12 protein-coding genes are annotated in these 14,920 nt (G+C 74.1%); 4 read left to right on the forward strand and 8 right to left on the reverse strand.

Annotation, left to right across the window (positions count from 1 at the left end; genetic code table 11):
• The first annotated feature begins 41 nt into the window (after window positions 1-41).
• A complete protein-coding gene (locus ELR47_RS16400; RefSeq protein WP_130650863.1) occupies window positions 42-464 on the forward strand; it encodes a metallopeptidase family protein in 423 nt (140 codons plus the stop codon).
• Here the strand turns inward: ELR47_RS16400 and ELR47_RS16405 are convergent.
• The 4 genes from ELR47_RS16405 to sigK form a co-directional block, all read right to left on the reverse strand.
• Window positions 461-2,038, reverse strand: a complete 1,578-nt coding sequence (locus ELR47_RS16405) for a DUF5719 family protein (protein ID WP_130650864.1) — start codon at window positions 2,036-2,038, stop codon at window positions 461-463. The two genes, ELR47_RS16400 and ELR47_RS16405, sit on opposite strands and share 4 nt — an antisense overlap.
• Window positions 2,035-5,184 carry a glycosyltransferase family 2 protein gene (locus ELR47_RS16410; protein WP_165404150.1) on the reverse strand — a complete coding sequence of 1,050 codons (3,150 nt, stop codon included), beginning with the start codon at window positions 5,182-5,184 and terminating at the stop codon, window positions 2,035-2,037. The genes ELR47_RS16405 and ELR47_RS16410 overlap by 4 nt, the downstream gene beginning before the upstream one ends.
• A 304-nt stretch (window positions 5,185-5,488) precedes the next feature.
• Window positions 5,489-5,695 (reverse strand): WhiB family transcriptional regulator, encoded by a 207-nt coding sequence (locus ELR47_RS16415; protein WP_205745566.1) that lies wholly within the window; start codon window positions 5,693-5,695, stop codon window positions 5,489-5,491.
• A gap of 334 nt (window positions 5,696-6,029) precedes the next feature.
• Complete coding sequence (gene sigK / locus ELR47_RS16420) at window positions 6,030-6,650, reverse strand: ECF RNA polymerase sigma factor SigK (protein WP_130650867.1); 621 nt, start codon at window positions 6,648-6,650, stop codon at window positions 6,030-6,032.
• Window positions 6,651-6,921: 271 nt separating this feature from the next.
• On the opposite strand from sigK, the gene cofD reads away from it, so the two are divergent.
• From cofD to ELR47_RS16435, 3 genes are all read left to right on the forward strand, one after another.
• Window positions 6,922-7,860 (forward strand): 2-phospho-L-lactate transferase, encoded by a 939-nt coding sequence (gene cofD / locus ELR47_RS16425; protein WP_205745325.1) that lies wholly within the window; start codon window positions 6,922-6,924, stop codon window positions 7,858-7,860.
• Window positions 7,857-9,185 carry a coenzyme F420-0:L-glutamate ligase gene (locus tag ELR47_RS16430; RefSeq protein WP_130650868.1) on the forward strand — a complete coding sequence of 443 codons (1,329 nt, stop codon included), beginning with the start codon at window positions 7,857-7,859 and terminating at the stop codon, window positions 9,183-9,185. The genes cofD and ELR47_RS16430 overlap by 4 nt, the downstream gene beginning before the upstream one ends.
• Before the next feature lie 121 nt (window positions 9,186-9,306).
• On the forward strand, window positions 9,307-10,311 hold the full coding sequence (locus ELR47_RS16435) for a DUF3105 domain-containing protein (protein ID WP_165404151.1): 1,005 nt from the start codon (window positions 9,307-9,309) through the stop codon (window positions 10,309-10,311).
• A gap of 55 nt (window positions 10,312-10,366) precedes the next feature.
• Here the strand turns inward: ELR47_RS16435 and ELR47_RS16440 are convergent, their stop codons facing one another.
• From ELR47_RS16440 to ELR47_RS16455, 4 genes are all read right to left on the reverse strand, one after another.
• Window positions 10,367-11,419 carry a glycosyltransferase gene (locus ELR47_RS16440; RefSeq protein WP_130650870.1) on the reverse strand — a complete coding sequence of 351 codons (1,053 nt, stop codon included), beginning with the start codon at window positions 11,417-11,419 and terminating at the stop codon, window positions 10,367-10,369.
• A 7-nt stretch (window positions 11,420-11,426) separates the two neighbouring features.
• Window positions 11,427-12,737: an ABC transporter ATP-binding protein gene (locus ELR47_RS16445; RefSeq protein WP_130650871.1), complete on the reverse strand. Its 1,311-nt coding sequence runs from the start codon at window positions 12,735-12,737 to the stop codon at window positions 11,427-11,429.
• 1 nt (window position 12,738) lies between these two features.
• Window positions 12,739-13,644 (reverse strand): ABC transporter permease, encoded by a 906-nt coding sequence (locus ELR47_RS16450; RefSeq protein WP_130650872.1) that lies wholly within the window; start codon window positions 13,642-13,644, stop codon window positions 12,739-12,741.
• A gap of 126 nt (window positions 13,645-13,770) precedes the next feature.
• Entirely contained in the window at window positions 13,771-14,874 is a 1,104-nt protein-coding gene (locus ELR47_RS16455; protein WP_130650873.1) for a nucleotidyltransferase family protein, read from the reverse strand.
• Window positions 14,875-14,920: the final 46 nt, after the last annotated feature.

Consider the following 14,920-nt stretch of genomic DNA (forward strand, 5'->3'; position numbering starts at 1 on the left):
CAGCCGACGTCGGCGCTCCCGGGCGCCGCTAGGATCGCCCGGTGTCCGACCGTCACGCCCGCTCCCGCCGCTCTCCCGCCGACCGCCGACGTCGTCCGGTCGAGGGCTTCCGCGTGGCCGGGGTCGAGCGCTTCGACCGCCTGCTCGACGACGCCATCGGGGCCCTGCCCGAGGCCCTGCGGTCGTACCTCGATGACGTGGAGCTGGCGGTCGCCGAGGTCCCCGTGGTCCGCGACGGAGACGCAGCGGTCAGCCTCAGTGACCTGCGCCGGCTGCATCCCGGGCGGGCACGTCGTCGCGGCAGCTCCGCCAGGGCCCGCCTGACGCTGTACCGACGTCCGCTCGAGGCCCGCGCCACGAGCCGGGACGACCTCGTCGACCTGGTCCAACTGGTGGTCGTGCAGGAGCTCGCCGACCACTTCGGCATCGACGACGACCGGCTCGACGAGCTCGGGTTCGGTTAACCGGCAGCTCCGTCGGCGGCGGGCGGCGCGTCCAAGGACGGCGCGTCGGGGACCGACGGGTCGCCGTCGGCGCCCAGCCGTTGCACGATCCCGGGCTCCGCACGCACGGGCACGGGCACGTTGGACGGAGACCAGGCGGCCTCGGGAGTCGCCGCATGCGCCACCAGGTGCAGGGCGTCGGCACGGCGGATGCCGACCCGACCGACCACGACCGGCGCCCCCTCGTCCACCGCCAGCTGCGCCGACCAGTCCCCCACCTCACCCAGCGCCTCGGACAGCGGTACCGACAGGTGCTGACCGGGCGCGACCTCCAGCTCGGCGAGCTCCGCGGGCCGCAGCACGGTCGAGCCGTTGAACAGGGTCACGGTGAACCGGGACGTTTCGCTGCCGGTGTTGACCACGTCGAGCCGCTCGAGGCGACCGGTCGTGTCTCCGCCCGAGGCCACCCACGTATCGTCGGCCTCGGGGGCGCCGAGCTGGACCGCGAATCCGGTGCGGGCCGGATCCTCGTCCGAACGCTGCACCGCGCCCGCGACGTGGATCGGGGTGCCGTCGGACCGGGCCGTGAGGGCCCCGGCGGTCACCCCCTCCGGGAAGGTGCCGCGCAGGTCGACCCGCCGCAGCTGCCCCGGGGCCACGGTCACCTCGGGCAGCCCTTCGGGCGGGACGCCACCTTCGGCGGTGTGCAGCGTCAGCTCCACCGGAGCCGGTCGGTCCCCGAGATTGACGATCCAGAGCCAGGAGGCGTCGCCCTCCCGACCCGACACCCACGGCACCGTCCACGTCTCGGCCGATGCCGGGCTCGCGCCCAGCAACGACGCGCCGTCGATGCCGCCGATCTCGCTGCTGGCGAGCTGGTAGCCCTCGACCACGGCGCGGCCGGAGAGCACGCGCACGACCGCGCTGAGGTCGGGCTGCTCGGGCATCGACTCGGTCACCGGCAACTCGAGGGTGCCGTCGGCGGGAACGGTGAGGTTCTGCAGTGCCAGGGGTTCCTGCGGGCCCTGCGGGGTCACGAAACCGACCGCCACGGTGGCGTCGGTCGGGAAGGGGTTCGCGATCCGCAGGCGGGCGTCGTTGCCGCCGTCGGTGCTCATCCCCGGGAGCACCCACCGGTCGGACCATGCCGACGCGCAGGGTCCGGCGACCGTGGCCGGCGGCAGGTCGTCGCCCTCGTCCAGCCGCCACTCCCGGGCCACCGCGACGGGCGCCTCACGCCAGCGGGCGAAGGTCGCCGTGTCCTGGTCACCCTCGAGCCCCGTGCGCACGTGCGCCCCGGGGAAGACCGGTGGCAGGGACACCGGATCGGCCTCGTCCGCGGCCAGCGCGTACAGCTCGACGACGCCGGGACCCGCGCCGAGTTCGCCCGGACGGGCGGCGGTCACGGCCAGCTCCGTGCCCGCGCGGGCGTCACCGACGGCGCAGGTCCAGGCCCCCGCAGTGGCCACCTCGGCGACCGACGGGACGGCTGCCGGGGCGGGCTCCGGCGGTGGCAGGACCCGGTCGGCGAGGACGACGGCTGCGGCCGTGACGATCGAGAGCACCGCGGCGGTCCACGTACGTCGGCGATTCACGCGACCACCTCCGGGGTCCGGCTCGGCGTGCTCGGCGGTGCGGTCGGTGGTGGGGTTCCCGGCTGCCGGCGTCGGGCGAAGCGCGGCGGGCGCAACGCCAACGAGATCACGAGCAGCAGCACGAGCAGCTGGCCGGCGACGGCCACGGCGCGCGGACCGTCACCGAGGTGGGTCAGCTCCACGATCCCGTCCCCGTCGAGCTGCTCGAACACGAGTGGACCGTCGCCGTCGGTCACCGGCGACAACCGGCCCGCGCCGAGCTGACGTGCCGACCAGTCGCCGTGGTCGGGCTCGGCGAGGACGACGAGATCACCGTCCTGACCGCTGCCACGCCAGCTGCCGTCGGGGCGGGCCTGCAGCGGCGTCACCGTGGCGGTCGCGGGCAGCTCCCCGGCGAGCAACGTCTCCGCGTCGACCCCACCGACGAGCGCCGCCCGCGGCAACCAGTCCGGCACCGCGAACAGGCGTCCCTCGCCGATGGGCCGCGGCTCCAGCCCGAGCTGGGCCTGCAGGACGGCGTCGAGGCGCTCGGTGACCGCTCCCGCCGGGACCAGCACGTAGCGGACGTTGAGCGGCCCGAGCGCGCGGGTGGCGGTCGGATCGGCGCCTCCGAGGGTCGCCTCGACGACCGGACCGACCAGCGTGCGGGCAACGGCCGCGTCGTCGACGCCGTACGCCGCCATGGTCGGACCGGACGCCTCGACGACCTCCCAGCGCACGCCGTCGTCGCCGTCGGCCAGCACCAGGACGCGGAAGCTGCCCTCCTCCTCCGCCGCCGAGGCCACGAACGCCGGTAGCGCCGGCTCGTCGACCACGTACGCCCCCCACGGTCCGCGGGCGAGTTCGGCGGCGATCACGGCGAGTCCGACGGCGACGGCCAGGCCGGTCGTCAACGCTGCGAGCTGACGCCACCCGAACGCATGGCTGGTGAGCTGCGCCTCCGCGGTCGCGAAGGCCAGGGCGAGCAGTCCGGCGAAGGCGAGCGCGGTGAGCAGCAGGGGCACCCCCGGCCACGTCGTGGCGCCGTCGCGGGCCAGCTGCCAGGCGGTTCCCGCGCCGACGAGGGCGACGGTCCACAGCCCGGCGACCAGCCCCGGTCGTCGGGGCGTACCCAGCACCAGACCGAGCAGCCCGGCCAGGACGAACGCGCCACCGACGTAGGGGACGATGCCCGGGAGCTGCGGTGTGAGGCTGAGCCAGCGCCACAGCGGGTCGGTCGCCTCCAGCCCGCCACCGACACCCGACGGCCCTCCGCCGGCGAACACCGAACCGTCGACGAAGGCCTGCCAGCTCCACGGCAGCAGCAGCACCACGGGGGTCAGTGCGGCGGTGAGGGCGCGCAGCGCGAGTGCACGTCGCCACCCGGGCTCGGCGGCCCCTGGTCGCGCCCATCCGATCGCGACCACGAGCGCACCCGCCAGCACCACGGCCGGCAGGACCAGCGGTACGAAGGCCGCGGCGATCGCCGACAGCAGGGCTGCGGCGGCCACGGCCCGCCACGCGCGCGACGGCGACGAGGACCGGCGGGCCAGGACCGTGCCCGCCGCCACGATGCCGGGCAGCGCGGCCAGCACGACCAGCGCCCCGACGCGTCCCGTGGACAGCGCGGCCAGCGCCGGCGGCGACAACACGTACGCCGTGGCAGCGACGACCCGCGGCAGGCGCCGTCGGGAGAACCCCTGTGCGGCCCGCAGGGCGAACAGCCACGCCACCAGCGGCAGCCCGAGCAGCAGCAGGCGCGGGGCCGCGTAGGAGCTGCCGAACACGAGCAGGTGCAACAGCCCCAGCAGCGCCTGCGCGGGCGAGGGCGCCTCCGCGGTCCCGAACGCCCCGGCCGTGTGCCAGCCGGCGGCGTAGTCGGTCAGGAACGCCGCCGGCGTCACCGGCCAGGGAGCGAGCTCGCCGCCACGCAACTCCCCCGGGAGCAGCAGCGGCCACGCGCCGACGAGCACCACCAGGCTCAACACCGTGCCGACCGCCAGCACCGGTCGGCGCTTGACGGCCGCTGCCAACCGACGGGGGGCGGATCGCCGCGGGCCGTCGGCCGGCGGACGCGTACCGGCGAGGGATCCGCCGCTGTCGACGTCCCCGCCGGCGACCCATTCCCCGATCGCCTCGGCGTAGGCCCGCACGCGCGGGATGACGCGACCGAACAGCTCGCGCAGCTCGCCGTCGGCGCGACGTCTGGCGGACTGCACCTCCCGGCGCAGCCGCAGCGTCTCGCGCAGGTGCCAGACGTTCCACAGCCACGCCCGCACCGTCTGCCACGCGTCCGACACCCGCCGCGTGAGCAGGAAGCCGAAGACCTTGGCGATGCCGACCAGGAAGTACAGCGGTACGACCAGGGCCAGGCGGGCCGGTCCGTAGTTCTTCAGCAGCGTCGCCAGCGTGTTCCGCTCGGCGAAGTACCGCGGGCCGATGAACCGGGTCTGTCCCAGACGCAGGTAATTGGTCGCCGCCGCGACGTGGGCGCTGACGGCGTCGGGGACCACCTCGACGTCGTGACCGGCCAGCCAGGCCCGCCAGCACAGGTCGAGGTCGTCACGGAAGAGGTGGTAGCGGCGATCGAATCGCCCGAGCGCGTCGAAGACCTCGCGCCGGACCAGCATGCCGCTGGTCGACACGTACAGGGTGCGCCGCTCGTTGTCCCGCTGCCCCTGGTCCAGCTCACCCTCGTCGACCCCGGAGTCGGCCCGCCCGGTGAGGTCGACGGTCCACCCGACCGCCTGCAGCTCGTCCTCCCGACCCCAGATCCGCTGCTTGGGTCCGACGATCGCGAGCCGCGGGTCGGCCTCCATCGCCACGACCAACCGCTCGACGGCGTCGGGGGCCAGGGCGGTGTCGTCGTGGAGGAACAGCACGTACGGCGCCCCGCCGGTCCGCGTCGCGGCCGGCCGGGCGTCCAGCGCCATCGAGACCGCGGCCCCGAAACCGAGGTCGCGCTCGGCGACCAGGACCTGCTCGGGGCGCAGGGAATCGAGCAGGATCTCCCGGGTGTGGTCCGTACTGCCGTTGTCGACCGCGACCATGTCCACGCTCGGGTGGGTCTGCTCGGCCAGGGCCGCCAGGGTTCGCGGCAGCCAGCTCGCGCCGTCGTGCGTGACGAGCACGACGAGCACGGCGGGGGACGTGGAGGAAGCCGGCACGATCGCGGGCGCTCCTGAATCCGTCGGACGGGCCGCGTCGCCGTCGACACGGCGGGGCGTGCCACGGCGCGGCCGGGCGGGGGAACCGGTCGGCGGGCGGCCGTCGCCACGACGTCGACGTCGTGCGGTGGCCGGATCCAGCCGTCTTCCGCGCCCCGGTTCGGAGCGCGGCGGAACGGTACCACAGGCCGACCGACGGGTCCTTGGGACCCGTGGCACGCCGCTACCGGCGCCGTGAGCGCGCCACGACGCCGGTCATCAAGCTCACGTCCCCGCGCGGTCATGTCCTCGCGCGATCAGGCCCTCACGCGGTCAGGCGCTTGGCCCGTCGACGTTCCCGTTCCGACAGACCGCCCCAGATCCCGAACCGCTCGTCGTTACTCAGGGCGAACTCGAGGCACTCGTCGCGCACCGGGCAGGCTGTGCAGATGCGCTTGGCCTCCCGGGTCGACCCGCCCTTCTCCGGGAAGAAGGCTTCCGGATCGGCGTCGAGACACTTCGCCTCGAGCATCCACTCGCGGTCGTCGGCGTCGAACGCCAGCCGAGCGCTCAGCTCCGCGATGGCCCCCATACGCTGGCTCCTGATCTCGACGACAACCGGTGAACTACACGGACGTCATTCTTCGCAGATCTCCCGCCGTGTCAAGCCGGAGACCACCACCGGTTGGGCTCGACCGCCTTCAGCGGCCCCATCCGTGGGGTGCGGCGCGCCGTGCGCACGTTCGCGGCGTCGACCGCGCGCCATGCACGGTCGTGCGTGGCGACACCGACGACCCCGCCGTCCGAGGACGGCGGGGTCGTGGCGAGGACTGACTGCTCCGGCGCGGGCGTCGGCGCGCCGACGCCTAGACGTGCCCTTCCAACGCCTGGCGCAGCCGCAGCAGACCGTCGCGGAGTCGGCTCTTGGCGGTGCCTTCCGGAATGCCGAGCACCCGGGCCACGTCGCGGTAGGTGTGGCCGGCGAAGTACGCGAGCTCGATCGCCTCGCGTTGCCGTTCGCTCAGCTCCGCGAGCGCGCGGCGGACCTGCCAGTGCTCGAGGCGGACCTCCACCTCTGCGGCGACCTCGTCGAAGGCGCGGACCTGGTCACGCCGGGAGACCCGCTGATCACGATCGCGGCTCGCCTGCTCCGAACGCACCCGGTCGACCGCGCGACGGTGGGCGAGCGTGGTGATCCATCCGGACGCGGTCCCCCGGTTCGGGTCGAAGCGGTCGGCCTTGCGCCACACCTCGACCAGGACCTCCTGGGTCACCTCCTCGGCGAGGGCACGGTCGCGCAGCACCCGCAGGGCGACACCGAGCACCTGCGGACACACCCGGTCGTAGAGGGCCGCGAACGCCGGCTGGTCCCCCTCGGCGCTGCGGACGAGCAGTTCCTCGCTCGTGGCCGCCGAGATGTCGACGGTCGGAACCACGGCGCGGCGATCGTGCGTCCTGGTGCTGGCGACGGCGGTCGTGCTCGACATGGGTCCGACTTCCTGCCCGCTGCGGGGCGCTGGCGTGTCCGTCTCGCGTGGCGCTCGCCGGAACCGAGCGCCTCGGCAGCGAAGCAATCTGTACAGGTTTCGTCAAGGGCTGTGTATAGGTTCTGACGGACAGGGTGTACAGGTTCCTCGCGCGGGCGAGTCGCGGGACGGCGATCTCCCTCCGCCACCCGCGACCAATCGCTCCCGGACCCCGGTGCGGTGCGCCGCCCGCTGCCCACTACGGTGCTCGGCTCGCGAACGAGGACTCGGCGTGTACGCGGTGGTGGCCGGAGGCGTGGGCGGCGCGCGGTTCCTGCGGGGGCTGACCGCGGCGGTACCCGCCGACGAGGTCGTGGCGATCGTCAACGTCGGCGACGACCTCACGCTGCACGGGCTGCGGATCTGTCCCGACCTCGACTCGATCACCTACTGGCTCGGGGGCGTGGTCCATCCCGAGCAGCAGTGGGGGCGGGCCGACGAGCGTTCCACCGTGTCCGAGGAACTGCGCCGCTTCGGCACCGAGGCCTGGTTCACGCTCGGTGACCGGGATCTCGCCACCCATCTGCACCGGACCTCCCGGCTCGCGACCGGCGCGCCCCTGTCGGTCGTCACCGACGAGATCCGCCGCGCCTTCGGCGTCGAGGTGCGCCTGCTGCCGGCGACCGACGACCCGCTCGAGACCCGCATCCGCACGCGGGACGGTCGAGACCTGCACTTCCAGGAGTACTGGGTGCGCGAGCGGGCCGAACCCCGGGTCGCCGAGGTCGTCTTCGCCGGGGCAGCGGCGGCCGAGCCCGCGCCCGGCGTCGTCGAGGCGCTCCTCGACGCCGACGCGGTGCTGCTCGCCCCCTCCAACCCGGTGGTGTCGGTCGGACCGGTGCTGGCCGTCCCGGCGGTCGCCGCCGCCCTGCGGGCGACCACGGCCCCGGTGATCGGGGTCTCCCCCGTGATCGGTGGACGGGTCGTGCGCGGCATGGCCGACCGGCTGCTGCCGACGGTCGGCGCGGAGGTCAGCGCCGCCGGGGTCGCCGCCCACTACGGCACGTTGCTCGACGGGTGGGTCGTCGACACCCGGGACGCGGACGCCGTGGCGAGCGTGTCCGCCACCGGCGTGCGGTGTGTCGCGTGTCCCACGCTGATGGACGACGTCGAGGTGGCCGCCGCGCTCGCGCGCACCTGTCTCGAACTGGCCGAGGAGGTGGGCCGATGACCCCGCGCGTCGAGATCGTGGCACTGCCGACGAGCCAACGCTTCGCCGCCGGCGACGACCTCGCCGGCGCGCTGCTCGACGCCGCGGCCTCGGCCGGCGTGGAACTGCGCGACGGGGACGTGGTGTGCGTCGCCTCGAAGGTGGTCAGCCTGGTCGAGGACGCCTCCGAACCGCTGCCGCCGGCGGCCGACCCCCGCCAGGCACGTCGCGAGCTGGCCCGCCGGCTCGCCGACCGGGTCGTCGCCGACACGCCGGGGGTCCTGGTCACGCAGACGCCGCACGGGTTCGTCGCCGCCAACGGCGGCATCGACGCGTCCAACGTGTCCGGCGACGACCTCGCCCTGCTGCTGCCGGCCGATCCGGACGCCTCCGCCGCACGTCTGCGCCGACAGGTGCGCGACCGCGCCGGCATCCGGGTCGGGATCGTGGTGACCGACACCTTCGGCCGCCCGTGGCGGCTGGGCCAGACCGAGGTCGCGCTCGGCGTCGCGGGGACCGCCGCCCTGCGCGACGAACGCGGTGGCGTCGATCTCGACGGCCGCCCGCTGCAGGTGACCGAGGCCGCCGTCGCCGACGAGGTCGCCGGCGCCGCGGACCTCGTGCGCTCCAAGGCCAGCGGCACCCCGTTCGTGCTCGTGCGCGGTCTGCCGCCGGCTCCGGTGGGCACCGGACGCGACCTGGTGCGGCCGGCCGCCCAGGACGCCTTCCGCACCGGCGGGCCGACCGCGGCCGAGGAGGCCGTCGCCGCCCGACGCACGGTGCGCCGTCTCGACCCCGACCGGTCGGTGCCACCGCAGGCCCTGCACGCCGCCGTCGTCGCCGCGTCGCGCGCGCCAGCCCCCCACGGCACCCGGCCATGGCGCATCGTCCGCCTGCGCTCGTCCACGCGCGCACGGTTGCTGGACGCCATGGCCCGGCGCTGGCGCGCCGACCTCGCCGCCGACGGCGTCGCCGCGGACGCCGTCGAGCGGCGCATCGCCCGCTCCGACGCGGTCCTGCGGGCCGCACCGGAGCTGCTGGCGCCCTTCGTGCTCCTCGACGGTGCCCACGACTATCCCGACCGACGCCGGCGCACGGCCGAACGCGACCTGTTCGTGCTGTCCACCGGCGCGGCGCTGCAGAACCTGCAGGTGGTGCTGGCCGGTCACGGGCTCGGTGCCGCCTGGATCTCCTCGACCGCGTTCTGCGCCCCGACGGTCCGGGACGTGCTCGACCTGCCCGACAGCTGGCAGCCGGTCGGGATGGTGGCGGTCGGGTACCCGGCCGGCCCGCCACCCCGACCGCGCGAACCGGGCTCCAGCGACGGGCTGCTGCTCGAGCGCTGACCCGCACCGGCCCGGACACGCGACACCTGTGCGCGGGCCAACCGTCCGCCGGGGGCCACGGCCGTTCGGCGGGTAGGCTCCCCCCCGTGTGTCCTTCCCCGCTCGACGAGGTGTTGCCCCCGTGGCCGAACGCGAACGTCTCACCAACAAGGAGCGCCGCAACCAGGCGCGCGAGGAGCGCAAGCGCCAGGAGGCCGAGGCCGCCAAGAAGCGCAAGACCTCCACGATCCGCAACGGCCTCATCACCGCCGTGATCGTCGGTGTCGTGGGCGCCGTGGTGCTCCAGGCCTTCCTCGGCGGGCCCACCGCCATCGACGAGGCGATCCTGATCAACTCCGAGGAGGTCGCCGACGCCCGCGCCGCCGCCGGGTGCGAGGTCCTCGTCGACCGGGAGCCGCTGCCCGACCGCACGCACTTCGAGGCCAACGCCGCGCCGGCCGCCGACGCGATCTACGGCGACGTGCGTCCGACCCACTCGGGTCCCCACACCGTCCAGTTCCACCCGCTCGTGACCGCCGGTGCCGGCAGCCAGCTCGACGAGCGCTCGACCACCCACAACCTCGAGCACGGGTCCGTCATCGCCTGGTACGACCCGGACCAGGTCGAGGGGGGCGTCACCGACGAGATGGGCACCTGGAGCGAGACCCTCAACGCCAACGGCTTCCGCGTCGACCGCGGTGGCGTCGGCATCTTCGTCTCGCCCTACACCGAACCGGGCATCAGCTCCGGTCAGGCGATCGCCTTCCGTGCCTGGGGCGTCGCCATGGACTGCGACACCTGGGACGAGGACGTCGCCAACGCGTTCGTCATCGACCACTTCGGCATGCACGGCATCGCCCCCGAGCGGGTGTTCGGGCCGTTCCCCGAGGACGTGCTCGAGTACGAGGACATCGAGGTCGGCGACAACGTCGAGGCCCCGATCGACGACCAGTTGATGGAGGGTGTGCCCAGCGACGGCGGCGTCGAGACCGACGAGGACGCCACCGACTCGGCCGAGGAGGGCGAGATCGACACCGGTGGTGCCGAGCAGCCCGACGAGGACACCGCGCAGGACACCGCTCCGGACGCGCCGGACACCGACGCGGACGACGCGGCGGACACCGACGCCGACGCGACCGACGAGTAGGACGCGCCCGCACGGCGACGCGGCCCGGACCGGCGACGGTCCGGGCCGCGTCGCGTCAGACCCCGAGCGCGCGTCCGGTGACCCGCCGCCACCAGGTCCGCACCCACGGGCGCCAGCGGAACGGCTCGACCCAGCGGGACACGACCGCGGCCGCCGGCACGCGCGCCCGGGCCTGCAGTTGCCGCCGCCGCCAGACGCAGGCACGCAGGTACCGCAGTCGCCCCAGCGCCGGCCCGAGCGCCGAGGGCACACTCAGCGCCAGCTCGAGCGTCTTGAGCAGCGTGGTGACGGTCACCAGCGGCGCGACGCGCCGCAGGGCGCGGGCGTCGTCGCAGGTCGCGACCACCAGCACCCGGTTGGCCCAGTTGAGGGCCTCGACCGTCGGCGTCCGGCGCACACCGGACCCGCCGCGCTCGTGTCGGCCGACGGCCGCCGGCTCGTACCAGGCCCGCCAGCCGAGCAGCCGCGCCCGCCAGTCGAGCTCCACGTCGTCGAAGTAGGCGAACAGGTCCTCGGTGAGGACCTCGCGGCGCCCGTCGGGCCGCCGCCAGGCGACGTCGTCCAGCATGGCCCGTCGGTGCAGGACCAACGCCCCGGACGCGCCGAAGACCTCGCCGGGAGTGTCGTACTGCCCGACGTCACGCTCGCCCTCGCCGCGGTTGCGCACGAGTCGGGCGTCGGTCAGCACGTGACCGGTGGTGTCGAGCACGGCGGTGCCGTCGGCGGCCGCGACGAACCGCCGCAGCTTGGGTTGCACCGACCCGACCCGCTCGTCGGCCGCGAGCACGGCGACACACCGTTCGACCAAGGTCGGGTCGGCGTCCACGTCGACGTTGCACAGCAGGACGGCATCGACGTCCCCGGTGGCGTCGAGCCCGTCGTTCACCGCTCCCGCGAAGCCGCGGTTGGCGTGATTGCGCACGACCCGCAAGGGATGTCGACGGGGTGCGGCGATCGCCGCGCGGAGCACCTCGTCGGTGCCGTCCGCGCTGGCGTTGTCGACCACCACCACCTCGAGGTCGCGATGGGTCTGGGCGTCGAGCGACGCGAGGCAGTCCGACAGCTGCGTGGCGGCGTTCCAGCTGACGACCAGCGCGACGACCCTCACCGGTCGGTCACGGGTTCAGGCGCCGGCGACGCTCCAGGCGCGCCAGCGGGATCGGTGCCGTCTGGGTCGCGTCGTTGAGCCGGCGCGCCGGCCCCTCCGACACCGACGTGGTCGCCGCGAGGTCGACCAGCCCCGCGCCGCCGGGCGCCGGCGCGACCGAGAACCGGGCGGCGTCGGGTTGCACGGCCCAGGTCTCCCGGCCGGCGACGTCGGTGACGGAGACCGTGATGGCGTAGTGGCCGGCGAGCAGGTGCGCGGTGAAGCGCATGTCCACGACCGCCTCCTGCCCCTCGCTGAGCGGACCGACGCCCACGCCCTGCCAGGTGGTGTGCAGTTCGTAGAGATGGGTGCCGTCACCGCGGGTGACGATCAGCCCCACACTGCACACGTCGACCTCGGCGATGGCACACAGACGCACCCGGGCGGTGAGCTGCGTCGAGGGTGCGATCTCGTCGGCGACCTGGCCGTCGGGCCCGACCAGCGCGACCTCGTCGACGCGGACCCGGCGCGCGTCGCGACGCCGCGGTCCGGGCGGCGCCGAGGCGGACGCGACCCGCTGCCGGTACAGCTCGACGCCTTCGGCGACCGGGCCGTCGAACACCACCCGGCCGTGTTCCATGACCAGTGCCCGGTCGCACATCTCCCGGACCGCGTCGAGGTCGTGGCTGACCAGCACGAACGTCTTGCCCGCGTCGCGGAAGGTGCGCATGCGCTCGAGCGAGCGGTCCTGGAACTCCGCGTCGCCGACGGCCAGCACCTCGTCGACCAGCAGGATGTCCGGGTCGACGGTGACCGCGATGGCGAAGCCGAGACGCACGTAGAGCCCGGACGAGTAGGTGCGCACCGCGGTGTCGAGCAACGGACGGATGCCGGCGAAGTCGACGATCTCGTCGAAGCGCTCGTCGATCTCGGCGCGGTTGAGCCCCAGGATGGCCCCGTTGAGGTAGATGTTCTCCCGGCCCGTCAGGTCGCCGTGGAAGCCGGCACCGAGCTCAAGCAGGGAGGCCACCCGACCGTTGGTGACCACCGTGCCCTCGTCGGGCGGCAGGATGCGCGCGAGCAGCTTCAGCAGCGTCGACTTGCCCGACCCGTTGTGGCCGACGACGGCCACCGACTCGCCGTGGTCGATCGAGAAGCTGACGTCCTCGACCGCGTTGAAGTCGGTGTAGGACGTCCGCCGCAGCCGGTAGAGCCGCTCCTTGAGTCCTCCGGGCCGCTCGTGGAACAGCCGGAACGTCTCCGAGACGCCGTCGACGACGACCGCGGGACGCGACGGATCGACCTGGATGCCGGCCAGTTGGCCGATGCTGCGGCGCATCTCACACCTCCTTGGCGAAGGTGCGCGAACGACGCAGGAACACCGCGTAACCGATGGCGAACGCGGCGACGGCGTACGCCGCCGCGATGCCCAGGGCGGTCAGCGACGGCCATCCGGGGGCGGACGAGGCGATGTCGTCGACCCCGCGCCGCACGACCGGTCCGTACAGCGGCTCGCGGAACACCTCCACGAACCACGTCATCGGGTTGAACTGCAGCGCGGTCGGGACCCACCCCAGTGACTGCCGGTCCAGGGCCGGTGACGCCTGCACCAGGGCCAGCGGGTAGAGCACCGGGGTGGCGTAGAACCACACCTGGAAGATGACGATGAACAGCTCCTGCAGGTCGCGGAAGGCGACGTTGACGCCGGCGAACCACATCGCCGCACCGCTGGTGAAGACCGCCAGCAGCACCACCGCGAGCAGCGTCGCCGGCAGGTGCGTGAGCACGCCGAGGCCACGGGTGTAGATCAGGAACGGGCTGATGACGAGCAGCGCCAGCAGCAGGTGGACGAGCTGGCTCAGCACGTGCGACAGCGGCAGCACCTCGCGCGGGAAGTAGACCTTCTTGACGAGGTCGCCGTTGCCGACGATCGAGTCGGTGCCCCCCCGGCAGGAGTTCTGGAAGAACTGCCACAGCAGGTAGCCGGCCACGAAGAAGGCCGGGAAGTCGTCGACGGGGATCGGCACCACCAGGGTGAACACGACGCTGAAGACGATGGTCATCAGCACCGGGGTGATCATCGACCACAGGAACCCGAGCGTCGAGTTCTTGTAGCGGACCTTGAGCTCCTTGCGCACCAGCTGGAACAGCAGCTCACGTGCCCGCCACAGCTCGATGAGCTTGCCCGAGGCCGCGCGCGCCGCGCGGCGAGCGGCGGGCTCGTCGAACGGGGGATGCAGGGTCATCGAGTGCACCGCCACGACGGATCGACCGGTCCGGGACGCCGACCGGCGAGCAGGGACGCCCCGCCAGCCCCGTCGACGACGGTCGGCGTCCGGTGTTCGAGGGGCGGTTCTACCACGGCCGCGTGCTCACGCTCCGGGCGCGGGACGTCGCAGGCCCGGCGTCAGTTCGGTGTGCGCGGCGATGCGTTGACCGTCGCCGAGCACGACCCCTCGGCCGGCGCGAACCCCCCGCCCGAGCCGGACCCCGGTGCCGGCGAGCAGCCCCTCGGCGTGCACGTCCGCCTCGACCACACTGCTGGCGAACAAGGCCGTGTCCCGCAGCCGGGCGCCGGCAGCCACCTGCACCCCCGGGCCGAGCACGACGTCGGGCCCGACCTGGGCACCGGTCTCGACGCGGGCGCCGGTCTGCACGAGCACCGGCCCCTCGAGCTGCGCGCCGGGCTCGACCACGGCCCCCGCAGCGACGCGCACCCCGTGCCCGTCGTCGTCGACGGCCTGCAACGTCGGCCACGCGAGCGCCCCCCGCAACGCCAGGCGCTGCCCGGCGAGGAACCGTTCCGGTGTGCCGAGGTCGGCCCACACCGCCTCGCCGACGTGGCCGTGCACCGCCGCACCGGTGGCCACCAGGTCCGGGAACACGGTGCGCTCGAAGCTGAGACGACCGTCGGGGAAGCGTGCCAGGGCATCCGGCTCGAGCACGTAGGTGCCGGCGTTGACCGTGTCCTGCCCGGGAAGCGAACCGGGGGTCGGCTTCTCGACGAAGTCGGTGATGCGGTCGCCGTCCAGCACACACACCCCGAACGAGGAGGTGTCCTCGACCCGCGTCAGCACCAGCGTCGCATCGGCGTCCGTACGTCGGTGGGTCGTCATCGCCGCCGCCAGGTCCACGTCGGTGAGGATGTCGCCGTTGAGGACGAGGAAGGTGCCACTCACCCGGTCCAGCGCGCTGCGCACCCCACCGGCGGTGTCGAGCGGCTCGGGTTCGGGGACGACCTCGACCTGCACCCCACGGTCGCGGAAGCTGCCGGCGAAGGTCTCGAACGGCGCCGTGTCGGCACCGACCACCAGCAGGACCCGGTCGACGCCGACCGCGGCGAGTCGCAGCACGACCCCCTCGAGGAACGGCCCGCCGCAGAAGGGCAGCAGGGGCTTGGGCGTCGTCTCGGTCAACGGCCGCAGCCGCGAGCCGGCGCCCCCGGCGACGATCATGGCCTCACGGACTGCGGTCACCGATGTCGCTCGCTTGCCGAGAGAGGGGACACGGGCGTCGAACCGT

This window comes from Egicoccus halophilus, from assembly GCF_004300825.1.
GTDB lineage: Bacteria > Actinomycetota > Nitriliruptoria > Nitriliruptorales > Nitriliruptoraceae > Egicoccus > Egicoccus halophilus.

Coding starts and splice junctions, on each gene's coding strand:
- ELR47_RS16450 (WP_130650872.1), bottom strand. CDS start 13,644: ATGACCCTGCATCCCCCGTTCGACGAGCCCGCCGCTCGCCGCGCGGCG.
- ELR47_RS16430 (WP_130650868.1), top strand. CDS start 7,857: ATGACCCCGCGCGTCGAGATCGTGGCACTGCCGACGAGCCAACGCTTC.
- ELR47_RS16415 (WP_205745566.1), bottom strand. CDS start 5,695: ATGCTCGAGGCGAAGTGTCTCGACGCCGATCCGGAAGCCTTCTTCCCG.
- sigK (WP_130650867.1), bottom strand. CDS start 6,650: ATGTCGAGCACGACCGCCGTCGCCAGCACCAGGACGCACGATCGCCGC.
- ELR47_RS16445 (WP_130650871.1), bottom strand. CDS start 12,737: ATGCGCCGCAGCATCGGCCAACTGGCCGGCATCCAGGTCGATCCGTCG.